This window comes from Microvirga sp. BF8 (assembly GCF_059888585.1).
In genome coordinates this window covers 1039868-1054779 of sequence record NZ_CM187619.1, presented here as the reverse complement: position 1 = coordinate 1054779, position 14912 = coordinate 1039868, and the positions used below count along the sequence as shown (strand labels likewise).

The following is a 14912-nucleotide window of genomic DNA, read 5'->3' as shown; positions in this document are numbered from 1 at the left end:
CGAGGCGGTCGGTGCCTCGCGGTTCGAGGCTGAGATAGCGTTCGAGCACCTTCCGGATTAGGCTCCAAAAGGAGAAACTGGTCTCCGGAAAATCCGAACGATGCTGAAACTCGATGGAATTGCGGCCTTCGTCGCCGTTGCGCAAGCCGGGTCGATCAGCGAGGCCGCGCGCCGCTTAGGACTGTCAAAGTCCGTGGTCAGCGACCGATTGGTCGAGCTCGAGCGCAGCCTGGGCGTGAGGCTCGTGCATCGAAGCACGCGCAGGCTGAGCCTGACGGAGGATGGGATCACCTTCCGCGAAAGGGCATCCCGCATCGCCCATGAAGTCGACGAGGCGATGGCAGAAATGGCCCAGCGCAGCGGCGCTTTGGTCGGCCCGTTGCGCATCTCGGCGCCTGTTACATTCGGCCGATTGCATCTTGGGCCGGCGGTTTATCCGTTTCTCGCCCAGCATCCCGGCATCGAGCTGACGCTCGATCTTGACGATCGGCGGAAAGATCTATCCGCCGAGGGCTATGATGCTGTGGTCCGGCATGGTCCGCTCCTGGACTCACGCCTGGTTGCCTGGCGGCTGGCGCCCAGTCGGCGGGTTCTCGTCGCTTCGCCGGATTACCTGGCGCGGCATGGCACACCCGGCGCGGCCGGCGACCTCAAGGGCCATCGCGGGATCTTCTATACCAACCGGGGTGTCGATGACTGGCGGTTCCCAGGGCCGGACGGGGCAACAATCGTACGCAGCCGAACGGCCCTGCGCGTGAACAACGGCGATATGATGCGGGACGCCGCGCTATCCGGGATCGGCATCGCCCTTCTGCCGACCTTTATCGTCGGTTCCGACATCGCGAGCAGCCGTCTTGTGGTCATCGACGTGGGGCTCCAGTCCGCCCCGGAATTTATCTATGTCGCCCATCTGGAAGGACGGCGGCCATCGGCCAAAGTGAGGGCTTTTGCCGACTGCTTGCGTGAGGCGTTCGGAGAGCCGCCTTATTGGGAGCCTTGAAGCCGCGTCCAGGATTGATGCATCAGCAGATCCGCTTGGGGTCAGGCAGAGACGATCCCTCACCCCTCAGGGACGTCCGGTGCTCCTACCCTCAGCGGACATCGGGATTACTTCCGGAACGTGCCATTCGCGGACCTTCGGCGGAGAATCTCAGCTTCACTTTCTCCGCGATCACGTCGTGGGAACTTCTCGCTCCAGCATCCCAGGCGGCGATGCAACGCTGGATGAGAACCAAAAGTGGCCCTGGCACTGCCGAGCTTAGCCAAGAACCGATTCTGAATCCTAGCAGTCCCGAGACGGAGGAGCAGTCGACACTAGCTTTACCTCCCGAAGTCACTTCGCTGGGATGTTTCGATACTCATACACATCTCTCCTATCGACTGCCGACAATCACGTCGATAGCCCAGTTCCCTGGAAAATGTCTTAGACGATATGCTTCGGGGCACCGGAGCTGACCAAGCAGCGATCCCAGTCCGGCGTGTCGCCGAAGCGCTCGGCGAGCGTATCGATCAGAACCCGCACCTTGCCTGGGACATGCGTGCCCGGCGGCCGCACGACGTGGATGCCGAACTCGGGCCGCGGATGGTCCAACAGAAGGGGGACGAGCGCACCGCTTTCAATGGCGTCTGCAACCAGGAACGAAGGAGCGTCCGCGATCCCGAGGCCCGCGATCGCCCACTGGAGAATGGCCTCTCCACTGTCCGACCTCAGCCGTCCCTCGGGACGGATTGAGAACCGGCGCTTGCCCGACTGGAATTGCCACTCGGGCACAAGGCTGCCTGTGTAGATCAGGCATTCGTGCCCGGAAAGATCCAGCGGCGTCCCTGGCCGTCCATGACGGGACAGGTAATCGGGACTTGCGATCAGCACCGCATGAACAGGGGCAATCCGGCGAACGACAAGGCTGGAGTCTCTGAGGGAGCCGATGCGGACCGCGGCATCGTACCGCTCTCCGATCAGGTCCACGACCCGATCGGTATAGGACACGTCCAGTTCGAGAGCGGGATGGAGTCGTGCCAACTCCGCCAGGACCGGCGCCAGGTGACGCACGCCGAATGCCAGCGGTGCGGACAGGCGCAGGCGCCCGCGTGCGGATCGGCCCTGCTGCGCCACCGCATCGCGCGCCTCCTCAAGGTCCGCCAGGATCCGATCACATCGCGCCTTGAATTCGATGCCAGCCTCGGTCGGGCTGATGCCGCGCGTGCTCCGGTCGAGCAGCCGTGCGCCGAGATCCGTCTCCAGGCGCGTGATCCTCCGACTGACAATGGACTTCGAGACACCCAGGCGGGTCGCGGCGCGGTTGAGCCCGCCGCTCTCGATAACCTCAACGAAAGTCCTCAGCTCCTCCAGCTCGGTCATGGCGGTGTTCCTCTCTTTGCAACAGCGTGGTGCGGAATATGCGCCTTCTGCTGCATCCGATGAACCATTACCTCGGTCGTATCGCAAGGACCAGAACGCTCGGAAGGTTTGTCTCATGTCCACAGCTCTCGTGATCACAAGCAGCGCCCTCGGAGAAGCTTCCGTGTCCAACCAGCTTGTCGCGGAAACTGTCGCCCGCCTGCGGTCCCATGATCCCGCCCTGCGGGTCATCGCCCGGGATCTCGGCCGTAATCCAGTTCCGCACCTGGATATCGACTCTGCCACGGCGCTGCGCGGGGCCGAGCCTTCCAACTATGCCCAGGTCACTGCCCTCTCCCTTTCGAACGACCTCATCGCTGAGCTCAAGGCCGCCGATACCCTCGTCATCGGCGCGCCCATGTACAACTTCGGCATGCCCTCAACCCTAAAGGCCTGGTTCGACCATGTTCTGCGGGCAGGCATCACGTTCAGCTACAGCGAGAGCGGCCCCGAGGGACTTCTCAAGGGCAAGCGCGCAGTGGTCGTCCAGAGCCGTGGTGGCCTCTACAGCGAAGGACCGGCGCAGGCGCTCGACTCGCAGGAACCCCATCTGCGCAACCTTCTCGCCTTCATGGGCATCACCGAGGTGATCTTCCTGCGGGCGGAGAAGCTGGCTTTCGGCCCTGAGGCCCGCGATCAGGCGATCGAGGCTGTGCGTCAGCAGATCGGTAAGATGGTCGGGGAGGCCTGTCGCAAGGCGGCCTAGCCTATGAACGAGTATCAGAGATCGCCATGAAACCAAGATTTTTTAAGGCAGCTTACGAGACGAAGACAACCCTTGGCATACTGTTGAAAGCAGTTCCTGACCGCTAAAGGGCTTTCGAATGAAGTTCTCCTTGTCATTCCCTATGGCACGCTGGCGGGCGGAGATCGCGTGATCCCCCGTAATGAGAATAATGGGTACGTCAGGTCGAGCCCGCTCGACCCGGCGCTGCAGCTCGAACCCATCGATTTCGGGCATGCCAATGTCGGTGATCAGGCAATCGATCTCCTAGAGAGGAGCATCCTCCAAAAATGACCGGGCGGACAAATACGTTCGAACGGCGAATCCCGCAGACTCGAACAGGTTCTTCAGAGACTCGAGAATTCGCTGATCGTCATCGACAACTGCTATGACCAATCTACGCTCAGCAGGCATATCAGCGATTTCCTGTGCGCCGGGTGGAGTGATCGAAGATTGAAGCATCTCCCGGGTTATTCGAGCTCACCTGAGCCCATCGGAAGGCAGAACTTGAGCACGGATCCAGTTGATTCAGCGGGCTCTGCCCATAGGCGACCGTTGTGAGCTTCGATGATGGACCGGCAGATTGCCAAGCCCATGCCCATGCCAGTTGCCTTCGTTGTATAAAAAGCCTCAAAGATCCGCTCCGGTTCCTTGATCCCACAGCCATGGTCCCGGACTTCAACACATATCATGTCGTTTTCCTCGTCCAACTGTGTTTGGACCCGTAGCAGCTTGCGTGCTCCGTTTGCAGTTTCGATCGCATCGATCCCGTTGCGGATCAGGTTGACAAGAACCTGCTGCATCTGAACACGATCGGCCGCAATTGGAGGAAGATCCGGAGCCAGCTCGACATCTATGCGGATGCCCTTTCCGGAAACCTCCGCCTGCATCAGGCGGAGCACTTCTCCGATGACCTCGTTGATCCTCACCATTGTCTGGGTTTGAGGCGACTGTCTGAACAAGGCCCGGATGCGGCTGACCACCTCGGCAGCTTCCGTTGCATCGCGTATGATCCAATCCAATGTCGCCCGGGTCCGCTCGACATTAGCCGGTTCCGATGACAGCCAGCGCAAGGCCGCCTCACTGTTCGTCACCACCGCAGCCAGGGGTTGATTGACCTCATGAGCGATGGACGCAGACAATTCTGAGAGGCTCGCTGCCTGTGTAGCCCGCGCCAGACGATCCTGTGCCAGACGAAGCGTCTCATGCATCCTCGTCTCATCGTCGATGTCGACCGTAACGCCGTACCACTGGATGATCCGGTCATCATCGTCCCGGAGTGGTTCTGCTCGGCCTTCGACCCACCGATACACACCATCAGCCCGCACTTGCCGGTATTTCATGCTGAAGGGCTTTCCGGTGTGGAAGGAATGCTCCAGATTTGCTCGGACGTTAGCTCGATCTTCTGGAAAGACCACCGATTCAATGGCACCTGCGAGGCGGGTTCCGTCGGGAGCTTCGAGATCGTTGAGGGTTAGTCCCACGTAATCCATCAGTTTCTTATTCAGATAGGATGGCTCCCCTTCGGGGGTCATGCACCAGACCATTGTCGGGATCGTATCGACGAGCAGGCGCAGCTGAAGCTCTCTGGCACGCAGCGCCTCCTCAGCCTCATGCCATTCATTGATATCGATATTCGCACCAATCCACTCGACAATCGAACCGGCTCCATTGCGCAAGGGTTCGGCACGTCCTACATGCCAGCGATACTCCCCATCGAAGCGACGAAGTCGGTATGTGAATGAGAAAGACTTACCGGACGCGACCGATTGTGCCCATACCTCCTTGAAGGCAGGGATATCCTCCGGATGCATTGCTGCAAAGGGTTCCTTGTACAACTCCTCGCTGGAGAAGCCAACGTAGTCGAGTGTTCGCTTGCTGAAATAGGATGCCTCGCCGACAGCATTCGTGGTCCATGCCAGGGCCGGCATGGTATCGATGATTTCCTGCAGCTGCTGCTTGCTTTTCGCAGCTGTCTCTTCAGCCTGCTTCCGCTCCTCGATATCAATCGTTGTGCCGTACCAACCGGTAGGGCGGCCGCTACGGTCCAGGACCGGTCGCCCCAAGGCATGGAACCAACGGTAAGTACCGTCATACCGCCGTATCCGGTGCTCTGTCTCAAACGGTTCCCCAGTCTGGAGGCTGCGGAGCCATGCGTTTGTGACACGCTCAGCATCGTCCGGATGGACCGCCTCCAGTCCGGTGCGCCCGGTGCGGTTGAACTCCTCGGTTTGTTTGCCGACATAGTCGACAACGCTTGGACTGACGTAAATGAAATTGCCGCTGGCATCGGTCGACCATCCAAGTCCTGGCATGCTCTCCACGATCAGCCGTGCCTCCCGGTCCACATGCCGATTAGAAGCATCATGCTCACAACCTTGGATAGTCAAGCGGACGGCAAGTAGAGCCACCACAAAGGAAGATAGACCCAGAAGAGCACTGGATCCCAGCGCTCCAGCCGCATCGGTAAGCAGTACCAAGGCGACAAGGACAAGAATGCAAAGCCCGATCGTGAACCACCGTGATTGTCTTCCTATCAAGACGTACAGTGGCGCGGTCACTGCGATGAGGCCCGAGGTGTCGCCGGACAGCCAACTGAGCGCAATACCAGTACAGCCTAGCACAATTGTCACATTGTGCCGTCCAAAGGAAATGGAACGATCCATCGCAACGGTACTCCGTGTGCGGGCCCATACTTACCGAGCCCGCACTGTACCAAAGCAATGTTTCGTTAAACAACATTCGGATGCGATGGCGCCGACGTTGAAGCTCTGTCTTGCTCAGCCGCTCGCATTCTCTTTGTTTGATATCAGAATGCCTTCCGCCGACCCTCCTGGACTATCCTGAGCCATGGAGGTGTCAGGAGCAACTCACGGTGAGCACCTAATCACTCCGTGATCTTCACAAACCCTTGCTGGACAAGCTGAATTGTCCTGGCCATGGCATCCAGGTTGATTTTAACGCCCGGAAGCAGATCCGCATTACCCCACCCGTTGACCCTGGCGGTTGCGCCACAGAGCTCGATTTTTGCGCCACGCCTCGTCAAATCCGCCACCAGGTTCTTGTACGGGTTTCCCGTCGAGATGTTGCGCGAGGCATTGTAAGCATCATCGTTGAGCGTCACATGACCCGCATTCGTGTGAAACACCGCGATCACGTCGGATTGGGCGTGCCATTCGGCGATGTCGCCCGTGATGAGCTGAAGGTGGAAGAGCGAGGCCGGCAGATCGCCCTCAAATTGTAAGTCACCGATGCTGTGCACCGACTTGACGAGTTGCAGCTCCACCGGGATATCGATGACGAGAGAGTTAGCGGAATCGGACATAGGTTTGATCCTTTTAGTCAGACACCTTCGTAAACCAGCTTCGTGAAGAAGGCTGGTCCGATGACAAACTGCCCCCACTTGGCATCGAAGGCATCAGTTGGCTTGGCCGCAACAATGTCGTTAAGTGACCTGCCCTCCTTCTTTAGGGTGGCTACATTTGTGCGGATTGCGGCCAGCATATCCCGATAGGCCTGCAATTCGGCCTTGTTGCTCACGGGCTGGCCGTGCCCGGGAACAACAATCGTCCCATCACCTATGCTGGCAAGAATCGCTTCGACAGCACGGATCGTCCCGTCAATGCTTCCTCCAGTCGAGTAATCAATGAATGGATAGATCCCGTTCCAGTAGATGTCGCCGGTGTGGAAAATGTCCGCTTCGGCGAATGCAACCGTGACGTCGCCGTCCGTGTGCGCGTTTGGCTGATGCTTGAGAAGAAGTGTCGAGTTGTTCAGCCGAAGCGTCTTCTCGGCTGACACAGTTTCGCTGGGAAGCGCCGCCGGAGGTGATGGCGGGAAGTTGAAATCCCAGTCTTCGACCCTTTGGGCGGACATGAGATGCTTGCGTGCGTTCTCCTGAGCAAGGATCGTCGCCCCTTCCTTGTTGAGCCACTCGTTGCCGTCCGTATGATCGAAGTGCCAGTGTGTGTTGATAAGATGCCGTATCGGCTCCCGGCCGAGACCGCTCATGGCCTCGAGCATGCGAGGTCGCGATGCTGTGATGCCAGCGTCGATCAGGACCTTGCCGTCAGGTCCGGTCAGCACAGCAACATTGCCGCCGGATCCTTCAAGGACACTGACATTGCCCCGCAGTTTATGGACCTCGATTGGCGCTTTCGCAGCGGCCGAGCGGATCATGTCGACGATGCCTTGTGCCTGCGCGTAGGCTTCCCTTGGCGTCAGCCACCCACCGGTGGCCGCGAAAGTCGTGGCGCCGACGCAGCAGAGGCAGAAACCGCGGCGCGTAAAGCGGGTATGATTGGCATAGGTCATAGCAGCATCCTCAATCATCTCGACCGCTAGCTCTTGATAAACCCGAGCAGATCCTCGTTCAGTCGGTCCTTGTGGGTTGTCGCAAGGCCGTGGGGTGCGCCCTCATAGATCTTGAGCGTTGCATGGGGGATCAACTTGACCGATCGCAACGCGGCCGCCTTGATCGGCACGATTTGATCATCATCACCGTGCACAACCAGGGTTGGTACATCAATCTTCTTCAAGTCCTCGGTCAGGTCGGTCTCAGAGAATGCTTTGATGCAGAAGTACGACGCCGGGAAGCCAGCCATCATGCTTTGGTGGACGAACTGCTCACGAACCCCTTCCGAGACTTTGGCGCCCGGCCGGTTGTAGCTATAGAAGGCCATTGTCAAATCCTTCCAGAGTTGCGTCCGGTCGGCGAGCACACTGGAGCGGAGCTGATCGAACACTTCCATGGGCGTTCCGTCGGGGTTGCCCTCCGTCTTCAGCATCAATGGCGGGATTGCGCCCACCAGGACCACTTTGGCCACCCGCGAGGTTCCATGCCGACCAATGTAGCGGGTCACTTCGCCGCCACCGGTGGAATGCCCAACATGTACGACACTCCTCAAATCGAGTGCCTGGACCAGCTCGGCGAGGTCGTCGGCGTAAGCATTGAGGTCGTTGCCGTCCCACGGCTGGCTTGACCGGCCATGGCCGCGACGGTCATGAGCGATGCAGCGGTAGCCATGGCTGGCCAGAAAGAACATCTGGTCCTCCCACGCGTCCGACGTGAGTGGCCACCCATGGCTGAACACGACCGGCTGGCCCTTGCCCCAATCCTTGTAATAGATCTGCGTACCGTCCTTTGTTGTGATCGTCGTCATGGAATTCCCCTTAGCTGGCTGGCTGGGACGAAGCTGCGCTGCTGCCATGTTGGGAGCAGCGATGAGGGCTGGTGCGATAAGCGCGCCGGCTGTTCCAGCAAGCACAGCCCGGCGTGATGGCAACAAAGACCCATCAGACTTTGATTTGGACATCAGTGCACTCCCGGACGATCCGATTCAGCCGGGACAGAGGGAGACCCCAGTCCGTGCACGCAATGTAATCTGGAGCGGGAAGTGGCTCTTCCGCATTTGAACGGCTTTGCCAAGTTCGCACGATCGATAAACCAACTGTCTAGAATTCCAGACTTCAGGCGCTGGCAAGCCGGCGCCGATTCTCAATTGGGCAATCTACGTTGATGGCACTGGTCTGATCATGGTGTTGAGTCGCTCCGCGATCCGCACCAGATCCGCGAGTGACTTGGCCTGCATTTTGCGCATCACATGAGCACGATGAACCTTGACCGTAATCTCGCTGACCTGAAGCTTGGCTGCGATCTGTTTGTTCATAAGGCCGGAGACAACGAGGTCCATGACCTCATGCTCCCTTGGGGTCAGTGCAGCAAAGCGCTGCTGCAAGCCTGACAACGATCGCATTTCCTGCCGCCGGGACCGGTCCCGCTCAAACGCGACCTGGATCGCGTCGAGCAGGTCCTGTTCGCGATACGGCTTGGTCAGGAATTCGACCGCACCCGCCTTCATGGCTCGCACCGTCATGGGAACGTCGGCGTGGCCGGACACGAAGATGATCGGAAGATCGATGCTCAGACGGTTCAGTTCCCGCTGCAAGTCCAGTCCACTCAGTCCCGGCAGCCTGACATCGAGAACGAGGCAAGCGGGGACATCGGGGCGCGGACTGTTCAGGAACTCGAGCGTCGATCCGAACAACCGCACCTCAAGACCGACGGAGCCAAAGAGATTCTCGAGGGAGTTACGGACTTTTGGGTCATCATCGACAATGAAGACAACCGGCTGTTCCTCTCTCATGGCGTTCCACCAGCGGCTCTTGCGACGTTGACCCGAGAGATGCGGCATGAAGCCTGGAGCCGCATCCGCCGACGTGAACCCTCAGACACGGAGAACCCCGGGTGCCCAACTCACCCTGTGGTAGCGCCTTCAGTCAAAGGTTTCCTCATCCGATTACCAAATCACACGACTGCCCTACCGGAAAGCTCTACAGCACAGAACCCGATTCCGATGTGTAACAACATGACATCGTTGCGTCCGACGAATTATCATGCACCCAGTCCATCGACCACGCAACAGACCGGGTTCGAGGCAATGTCAGCCTTCCGGTACTCGGTACAACTGCCGATTATGGGACGAGAAGAAGCTTGCCGGTTGTACGTCGCGATGCGATGTCGGTGTGGGCCTGCGCTGCCTCTGCTAGTGGGTATTGGTGTCCGATCCGTACTTTAAGGCTGCCCTCCCGGACTCGATCGAACAGGGCCTGCGAACGCCCGAGGAGATCCGAACGTGTCCTGGCGTGGTGGTGAACCACGGGATAGGTGACCAGCACGCCCTTGGGCAGATCCAGCAGATCGATCGGCGGCTGCCGCTTGATGGTCTGGCCGTAATAGGCCAGCATTCCATGATGGCGCAGGGATGCCAGAGATCCCTGGAATGTGTCCGCCCCTACCCCGTCATACACCACGTGAGCACCTGCTCCGTCCGTGAGGTGCAGGACTTCGTCAGCGAAGTCACCAGTCCCGTCGACCACGACGTGATCGGCTCCGGCTGCCCTGGCGAGTTCCACTTTCTCGCGGCTGGACACCCGGCCGATCACCCGGCCGCCAATCGAAAGCGCTTCTAACGAACGGGCGACATTATCGCCTCCGGCCATTTCCAAGATGTGCTCGGCCCCGCGCCCGTCCGTGATCCCAGCACGCGCTGGTGCCATTCCGGATGATCCACGCGGTTGATGCCGTCACTGGCTCCGAAAGCTGTTGCCCTTTGGAGCTTGCTGTTGCTGCTCGAGGTGACGATCACCTGAGCGCCATGAGCGACGGCAAACTGAAGGGCGAACAGCGAGCCCCCGGTGCCCTGGACCACCAGCGTTTGGCCGACCCGAACAGCGCTTAACTCGACGACCGCAAACCAGGCCGTCAAGCCTGCAACCGAAAGGGTGCTTGCTGCTACCGCATCGAGAGACGCTGGCGCTCTGACCAGCTGTGCTTCTGGAGCGACGGCATACTCGGCCAGGCGGCCCAGAACGGCCTCTTGATTGGCATCGCCCGGCGGCTTGGACCCATCGGTCCAGCTGACATTGTCGCTGATGACCGCCCTGTCGCCGACAGCAAGCCGTGTCACGCCCGCACCCAGTGCGACCACCTCACCCGCCATTTCAGAGTCGGGAACCAAGGCGCCGTTCCATGGTGACCCCATGGCGCCTTCAATGATGGCGCCGTCGCGGTCGTTCAGCGAGACGGCCTGCGTTCGCAGAAGTACATCACCTACCCCTGGGACAGGACGCTCCGCCTCGAAAAGACGCAGGGCCTCGATGCCGGGGGGTACTCAACTCCCACCGCTTTATGCGCTGTGCCATGTCATGCCACATTCTGCCGACTGCCAGTTCTGGCTGCCTCTTGAATCGCATCAAGCAATTTGTGACGCTGCACCGCGTAGGCAAAATCGGGAGCGAGCTGTGTGCCCTCCCGGAGATCGCGTGCGAGTGCTGCATACTCACGCAGGGTATTCGCGCCAAAATCGCCGGATAGCCCGCCGGGAGCAGCGGCAAACGTCTCGGGCAACGCGAGCAGAGCAACATCGGTCTGGTCGTTCCACGCGCCTTGGAGCTTCAGATCGGCAACCTGGACGTTCCCGTTGGCGGCTGTCAGGACAAGATCGCCTTTGGTGCCGTTGATCTCCCAACGCAGATTATCACCGCGTGACGGAGCTCCACGGTACAGAACAGACACGATAGCGCCACTCTGCAAGGCTGCACTGAGGGCAATATGATCAAAGGCAGTAGCGTGGATCGAACGGTCTTCTTCGATGAGACGAACAGTTGACCTGCGCACTGCCGCGGCAGCATCGACACTGACGAAGTTGCCGAGAGCAAAGTTTACAGCCTCCAAAGCATGCAGCATTGGGACTGGCAGCACACCGGCGCCCTGGTGCCGGTCAAGGGTATAGGCGAAGGATCGGGGGATCTGATCCCCCCAGATCATGCCTGTGCCGATGAGGTTCGTCGCCAGGACATCACCAATGTGGCCTTGCGCGATCAGGTCACGGACATACTGCACCGCTGGAGCAAATCTGGCTTGCAGCCCAATGACCGTTCGCACGCCGGCCCTTTGGGCCCGGGCCGAAAGGTCTTCGGCCTCATCCAGAGTCCGGCCCAATGGCCACTCGGTGAACACCATCTTACCTGCATTGAGCGCGGCGACCGTCAGGCTATGGTGATGCGGAACCTTCACGGCGACCACGACCAGATCAACGTCGGGATGATTGATGAGTGCCTCAGGGTTGTCGAAGGCGGGCACACCGAGGACTTGCCCTGTTGCTTCGGCAGAGGCCTTGCTGCTTGTGCTGACAGCCCGCAGTTCAAAGTCAGGGAGCGCCTGGATCGCCGGGATGTGCGAGGCCATGGCCCAGCCGGGATTGAGAGTGCTTGCGCCAATCACGCCAACACCGATTGTGTTCTTGCTCATGCTGATTTCCTTGGATGATGGACCGGATGGGAATGATCGCAGCTGCCACGGGGTTGGGAGGAGATCCCGACGACTCCACAATCACCAGGCGGATCGAACCGTGCCCAATCGATAGCAACGGCTCGATGGGCGATGGCCCATTGACCGGCTCGATCCTCAAAGCGGTCAACGTAACGGCCACGCATCATGAGATCTTCGCCAGGTTTGGCCTGTGCGAACGGCGACCATCCCGCCGGGCCAATCCTATGGATGGCCGTGAAATACGTTTCGACAAACGCTACTGTGCCGTCGCCGTTGGCATGATCGTCGAAGTCGATCTGGATGTTACCGATCTGGTGGTGCATCAGCTCAAGTTCCTGGAGGATGCCTACGACTACGTCACAAAAGTTTGCCGCAGTAGTTTCCGCCCCAGCCGCATGCATTGTTGCGCCTGGATGAAAGCAGCTCGAAGTGCATCTTCATCAAGTCGGTCGACAGCCCGCGTGTAGCGCTTGAGCACATCTTCGATGTGCGCACGGACCAGCAGATAGATCATTGCAGATAATGGTGGCATTCTGTCCAGAATTAACTTGCAACGTTTGCAGACTTGACGATGAGGGCCGCCGCCAACCCAGAGCGGTTCCCAGACGAGGTCGCCCTGTCCGGTTCGTCTTCGTCAAGCCTGTTACACTTGTGCTGATCCACCAAAGACCTCTGCCAACGGTTTCAAGCCGATCAGATCTGCTAATCCGATCAACATGACAGCCAGCTTCTCAGGAGGAGAAGGGCTTGCTCGCCCGTTCTCACGGCAGCCACATCATAGCCAGCTGCCCTGAACTCCCGTGTGAGCCTTTCCCGATCGACCAGATTTGCATCGATAATGAGGATGCGCTCTCGCTCCCATGTGGCCCCAATTGTCCTGTCAGCGGCGGCGGAGCAGGTGTTGCTTGCGTGACCCACAGCCATCCTCGTGTCCTCCCCGACCAGAAACGTGCGCTCTTCGCGGAGGGCTGTCTTGTCAAACCGCCCGATTGCTTCACGATCGCACGGCGACAAGACTGGTCGGACCGGTTAGGCGTTGGGTCCGCTCGCTGTCACCCGCTGAACAAGATCGAGCAATCCGTTTGCCCCGGCTAATCCCCGTTCGACCACCTCGTTCGCATCAATCCCCTTGCTCAACATCGCGTCGGCGAAGTGCTCGATGTCCTTTCTCATCAACTCTTGGAGATGCGGCGCAATTCCGGGAGTGATCGCGGTTCCTAGGGCCCTCAATATAGCGCTCGACCCACTGCTCGCCGAAACTGCGTCGAACAAACTTGCGATATTTAGCCCCAACGTGTCCGCCAAGCCAAACACGTCGACCGCATTCTTGAGGTTCGTCATCGTCAAGGCGTTGTTCAGAAGCTTTGCGACCTGCCCGGAGCCCGAGCGCCCCATGTGCACAGCTTGTGTTGAGAAGGAGCGAAACACAGGTTGGGACTGTTCGAACGCTCTCGCATCTCCGCCAACAAAGGTGGTGAGTGCGCGCGCGACCGCTCCCGGTCGGCCGCCGCTGACGGGCGCGTCCAGAAAAACAACGCGGACTTCATCCAAGTAGGAGGCGATGCGGCGGTTCTCGTCCGGATCGCCTGTGCCATGGTTGATCACGATCGCACCCGGCTTTAGCGCCTTCAGCAGCCCCTGCCGATCCAGGATATCCCATAGGTCGCAATCGTCCCTCAGGCACAATCCGATGATTTCGCATGCCTCCGCAAGCGCCGTGATGCTGGTGTGCGCGGTATGAGGAACGCCAGCAACCGCCTCCAGGGATCGGGTTCGGCGAGCCCACACGTGCAGCTTGAGCCCAGAGTCGCCAATGGCTCGGGCCATAGGTCCACCCTGGTCTCCAAGACCAATAAATCCGATGTTGAAACTTGGTTTCGTCTCATGTGTTGTTGTCATGAGTAGAGGCCTCCTTGGCCCGATGATCTGCACTTCCTGACACAGCAGGGATGCCGACGTGGCCGACCTGCCTCATCGTGCAGGCTCCAGCGGCACGAGTGGCGCCAGACTTTCGCGTCAAGAGATCAATCCCACAGAGACGTTCCAGAGGCGCTCAGCATTGGCTGGGTCGAGAGCATAATGTGCGACACCCATCCAGTCGGTGGGACGTTTGGAAACGGTGGCGGCCTCGTTGCAGTCCTCGAAGTAGCGCCCGCCGACTCCCTCCAGGAGCGGAGATGCCGCCAGCAGCACTGACGTAGCGGCACCTTGCTGCGGCGTTTTCCGGCGCTCGGCCGGCGTCTTCAAACCACCCGTGTGTTTCTGGAGGTTGGTGGCGATTGCGCCAGGGTTGAGGGCATTGGCAACGATGCCGTCACTGGTCCAGCGCCGCGTTGCCTCCACTGCCAGCAGGGCGCAAGCAGTCTTGGACTGCCCATAGGCCACGAGCGGATCATAGGGGAGGAAATCGAAATGAAGGTCGTCGAAGATCACCGGTGCGATCAGGTTCCCACTTGAGCTGACCGACACGATCCGGGCGCCATGTGCTGCTGCGAGCGCGCGGTGCAACCCGAAGGTGAGTGCGAAGTGCCCGAGGAAGTTGGTGGCGAACTGCATCTCCCAGCCTTCCGGGGTGCGTTCCAGGCTGGGTAGAGCCATGATGCCGGCATTGTTCACCAGGATGTGCAGGGGGCCCTCCCAGTCGGCCACAAATGTGCGGAGGCTCCCTTGATCGGACAGGTCGAGATGGCGGACCCAAACAGCAGAATTGCCTGTCGACGACCGGATCCCGGCAGCCGTTTCCTCACCCGCTTCGACGTTTCGCACTCCCAAAGTGACCTCGGCTCCGGCTCCCGCCAAAGCTCGCGCCGTCTCGATCCCGATGCCGGAGGAGGCGCCCGTCACGACAACGCGCTTTCCCGTTAGGTTGACATCGGCCACGACCTCCGCGGCGGTCGAGCCAAATCCAAAAGGTGTTGTAACGAGCGTCATTGTTCATTCCTTCGCGTGGTGGCTGC

Annotated in this window: 15 protein-coding genes; 2 read left to right on the top strand and 13 right to left on the bottom strand. The window is 59.7% G+C overall.

Translation table 11 applies throughout. The features are described from left to right. The first annotated feature begins 100 nt into the window (after positions 1-100). Positions 101-1000 carry a LysR family transcriptional regulator gene (locus AC522E_RS05005; RefSeq protein ID WP_500749287.1) on the top strand — a complete coding sequence of 300 codons (900 nt, stop codon included), beginning with the start codon at positions 101-103 and terminating at the stop codon, positions 998-1000. A 423-nt stretch (positions 1001-1423) separates the two neighbouring features. On the opposite strand, the gene AC522E_RS05000 is transcribed toward AC522E_RS05005, so the two are convergent. Then, a complete protein-coding gene (locus AC522E_RS05000; protein WP_500749286.1) occupies positions 1424-2359 on the bottom strand; it encodes a LysR family transcriptional regulator in 936 nt (311 codons plus the stop codon). 115 nt (positions 2360-2474) lie between these two features. On the opposite strand from AC522E_RS05000, the gene AC522E_RS04995 reads away from it, so the two are divergent. Next, positions 2475-3104: an FMN-dependent NADH-azoreductase gene (locus tag AC522E_RS04995; RefSeq protein WP_500749285.1), complete on the top strand. Its 630-nt coding sequence runs from the start codon at positions 2475-2477 to the stop codon at positions 3102-3104. Positions 3105-3146: 42 nt separating this feature from the next. Here AC522E_RS04995 and AC522E_RS04990 read toward each other — a convergent pair whose 3' ends face one another. The 12 genes from AC522E_RS04990 to AC522E_RS04935 form a co-directional block, all read right to left on the bottom strand. Further along, complete coding sequence (locus tag AC522E_RS04990; protein ID WP_500750591.1) at positions 3147-3374, bottom strand: response regulator; 228 nt, start codon at positions 3372-3374, stop codon at positions 3147-3149. Between the two features lie 218 nt (positions 3375-3592). Then, positions 3593-5788, bottom strand: a complete 2196-nt coding sequence (locus AC522E_RS04985) for a PAS domain-containing protein (protein ID WP_500749284.1) — start codon at positions 5786-5788, stop codon at positions 3593-3595. Positions 5789-6009: 221 nt separating this feature from the next. Then, complete coding sequence (locus AC522E_RS04980; protein ID WP_500749283.1) at positions 6010-6447, bottom strand: DsrE family protein; 438 nt, start codon at positions 6445-6447, stop codon at positions 6010-6012. A gap of 17 nt (positions 6448-6464) precedes the next feature. Beyond that, positions 6465-7436: an MBL fold metallo-hydrolase gene (locus tag AC522E_RS04975; protein WP_500749282.1), complete on the bottom strand. Its 972-nt coding sequence runs from the start codon at positions 7434-7436 to the stop codon at positions 6465-6467. 26 nt (positions 7437-7462) lie between these two features. Next, positions 7463-8284, bottom strand: a complete 822-nt coding sequence (locus tag AC522E_RS04970; RefSeq protein WP_500749281.1) for an alpha/beta fold hydrolase — start codon at positions 8282-8284, stop codon at positions 7463-7465. A gap of 348 nt (positions 8285-8632) precedes the next feature. Further along, a complete protein-coding gene (locus AC522E_RS04965) occupies positions 8633-9268 on the bottom strand; it encodes a response regulator transcription factor (protein ID WP_500749280.1) in 636 nt (211 codons plus the stop codon). A gap of 328 nt (positions 9269-9596) precedes the next feature. Further along, positions 9597-10181 carry a zinc-binding dehydrogenase gene (locus AC522E_RS04960; protein WP_500749279.1) on the bottom strand — a complete coding sequence of 195 codons (585 nt, stop codon included), beginning with the start codon at positions 10179-10181 and terminating at the stop codon, positions 9597-9599. Next, positions 10091-10723, bottom strand: coding sequence for an alcohol dehydrogenase catalytic domain-containing protein (locus AC522E_RS04955; RefSeq protein ID WP_500750590.1), 633 nt, complete (start codon positions 10721-10723; stop codon positions 10091-10093). Before AC522E_RS04955 ends, AC522E_RS04960 begins: the two co-directional genes overlap by 91 nt. Before the next feature lie 104 nt (positions 10724-10827). Next, the gene (locus AC522E_RS04950) at positions 10828-11934 is read right to left on the bottom strand and encodes a Gfo/Idh/MocA family protein (RefSeq protein ID WP_500749278.1); all 1107 of its coding nucleotides are present in this window, start codon (positions 11932-11934) and stop codon (positions 10828-10830) included. Beyond that, positions 11931-12356 carry a nuclear transport factor 2 family protein gene (locus tag AC522E_RS04945; protein ID WP_500749277.1) on the bottom strand — a complete coding sequence of 142 codons (426 nt, stop codon included), beginning with the start codon at positions 12354-12356 and terminating at the stop codon, positions 11931-11933. The genes AC522E_RS04950 and AC522E_RS04945 overlap by 4 nt, the downstream gene beginning before the upstream one ends. Before the next feature lie 628 nt (positions 12357-12984). Beyond that, positions 12985-13854: an NAD(P)-dependent oxidoreductase gene (locus tag AC522E_RS04940; protein ID WP_500749276.1), complete on the bottom strand. Its 870-nt coding sequence runs from the start codon at positions 13852-13854 to the stop codon at positions 12985-12987. Positions 13855-13971: 117 nt separating this feature from the next. Beyond that, positions 13972-14886: an SDR family NAD(P)-dependent oxidoreductase gene (locus tag AC522E_RS04935; RefSeq protein WP_500749275.1), complete on the bottom strand. Its 915-nt coding sequence runs from the start codon at positions 14884-14886 to the stop codon at positions 13972-13974. Positions 14887-14912: the final 26 nt, after the last annotated feature.

What these genes read in the sequence shown, in the direction of transcription:
- AC522E_RS05005 (WP_500749287.1), top strand. Translation starts at nt 101, where the DNA reads ATGCTGAAACTCGATGGAATTGCGGCCTTCGTCGCCGTTGCGCAAGCC.
- AC522E_RS05000 (WP_500749286.1), bottom strand. Translation starts at nt 2,359, where the DNA reads ATGACCGAGCTGGAGGAGCTGAGGACTTTCGTTGAGGTTATCGAGAGC.
- AC522E_RS04995 (WP_500749285.1), top strand. Translation starts at nt 2,475, where the DNA reads ATGTCCACAGCTCTCGTGATCACAAGCAGCGCCCTCGGAGAAGCTTCC.
- AC522E_RS04985 (WP_500749284.1), bottom strand. Translation starts at nt 5,788, where the DNA reads ATGGATCGTTCCATTTCCTTTGGACGGCACAATGTGACAATTGTGCTA.
- AC522E_RS04980 (WP_500749283.1), bottom strand. Translation starts at nt 6,447, where the DNA reads ATGTCCGATTCCGCTAACTCTCTCGTCATCGATATCCCGGTGGAGCTG.
- AC522E_RS04975 (WP_500749282.1), bottom strand. Translation starts at nt 7,436, where the DNA reads ATGACCTATGCCAATCATACCCGCTTTACGCGCCGCGGTTTCTGCCTC.
- AC522E_RS04970 (WP_500749281.1), bottom strand. Translation starts at nt 8,284, where the DNA reads ATGACGACGATCACAACAAAGGACGGTACGCAGATCTATTACAAGGAT.
- AC522E_RS04965 (WP_500749280.1), bottom strand. Translation starts at nt 9,268, where the DNA reads ATGAGAGAGGAACAGCCGGTTGTCTTCATTGTCGATGATGACCCAAAA.
- AC522E_RS04960 (WP_500749279.1), bottom strand. Translation starts at nt 10,181, where the DNA reads ATGGCACCAGCGCGTGCTGGGATCACGGACGGGCGCGGGGCCGAGCAC.
- AC522E_RS04950 (WP_500749278.1), bottom strand. Translation starts at nt 11,934, where the DNA reads ATGAGCAAGAACACAATCGGTGTTGGCGTGATTGGCGCAAGCACTCTC.
- AC522E_RS04945 (WP_500749277.1), bottom strand. Translation starts at nt 12,356, where the DNA reads ATGCATGCGGCTGGGGCGGAAACTACTGCGGCAAACTTTTGTGACGTA.
- AC522E_RS04940 (WP_500749276.1), bottom strand. Translation starts at nt 13,854, where the DNA reads ATGACAACAACACATGAGACGAAACCAAGTTTCAACATCGGATTTATT.
- AC522E_RS04935 (WP_500749275.1), bottom strand. Translation starts at nt 14,886, where the DNA reads ATGACGCTCGTTACAACACCTTTTGGATTTGGCTCGACCGCCGCGGAG.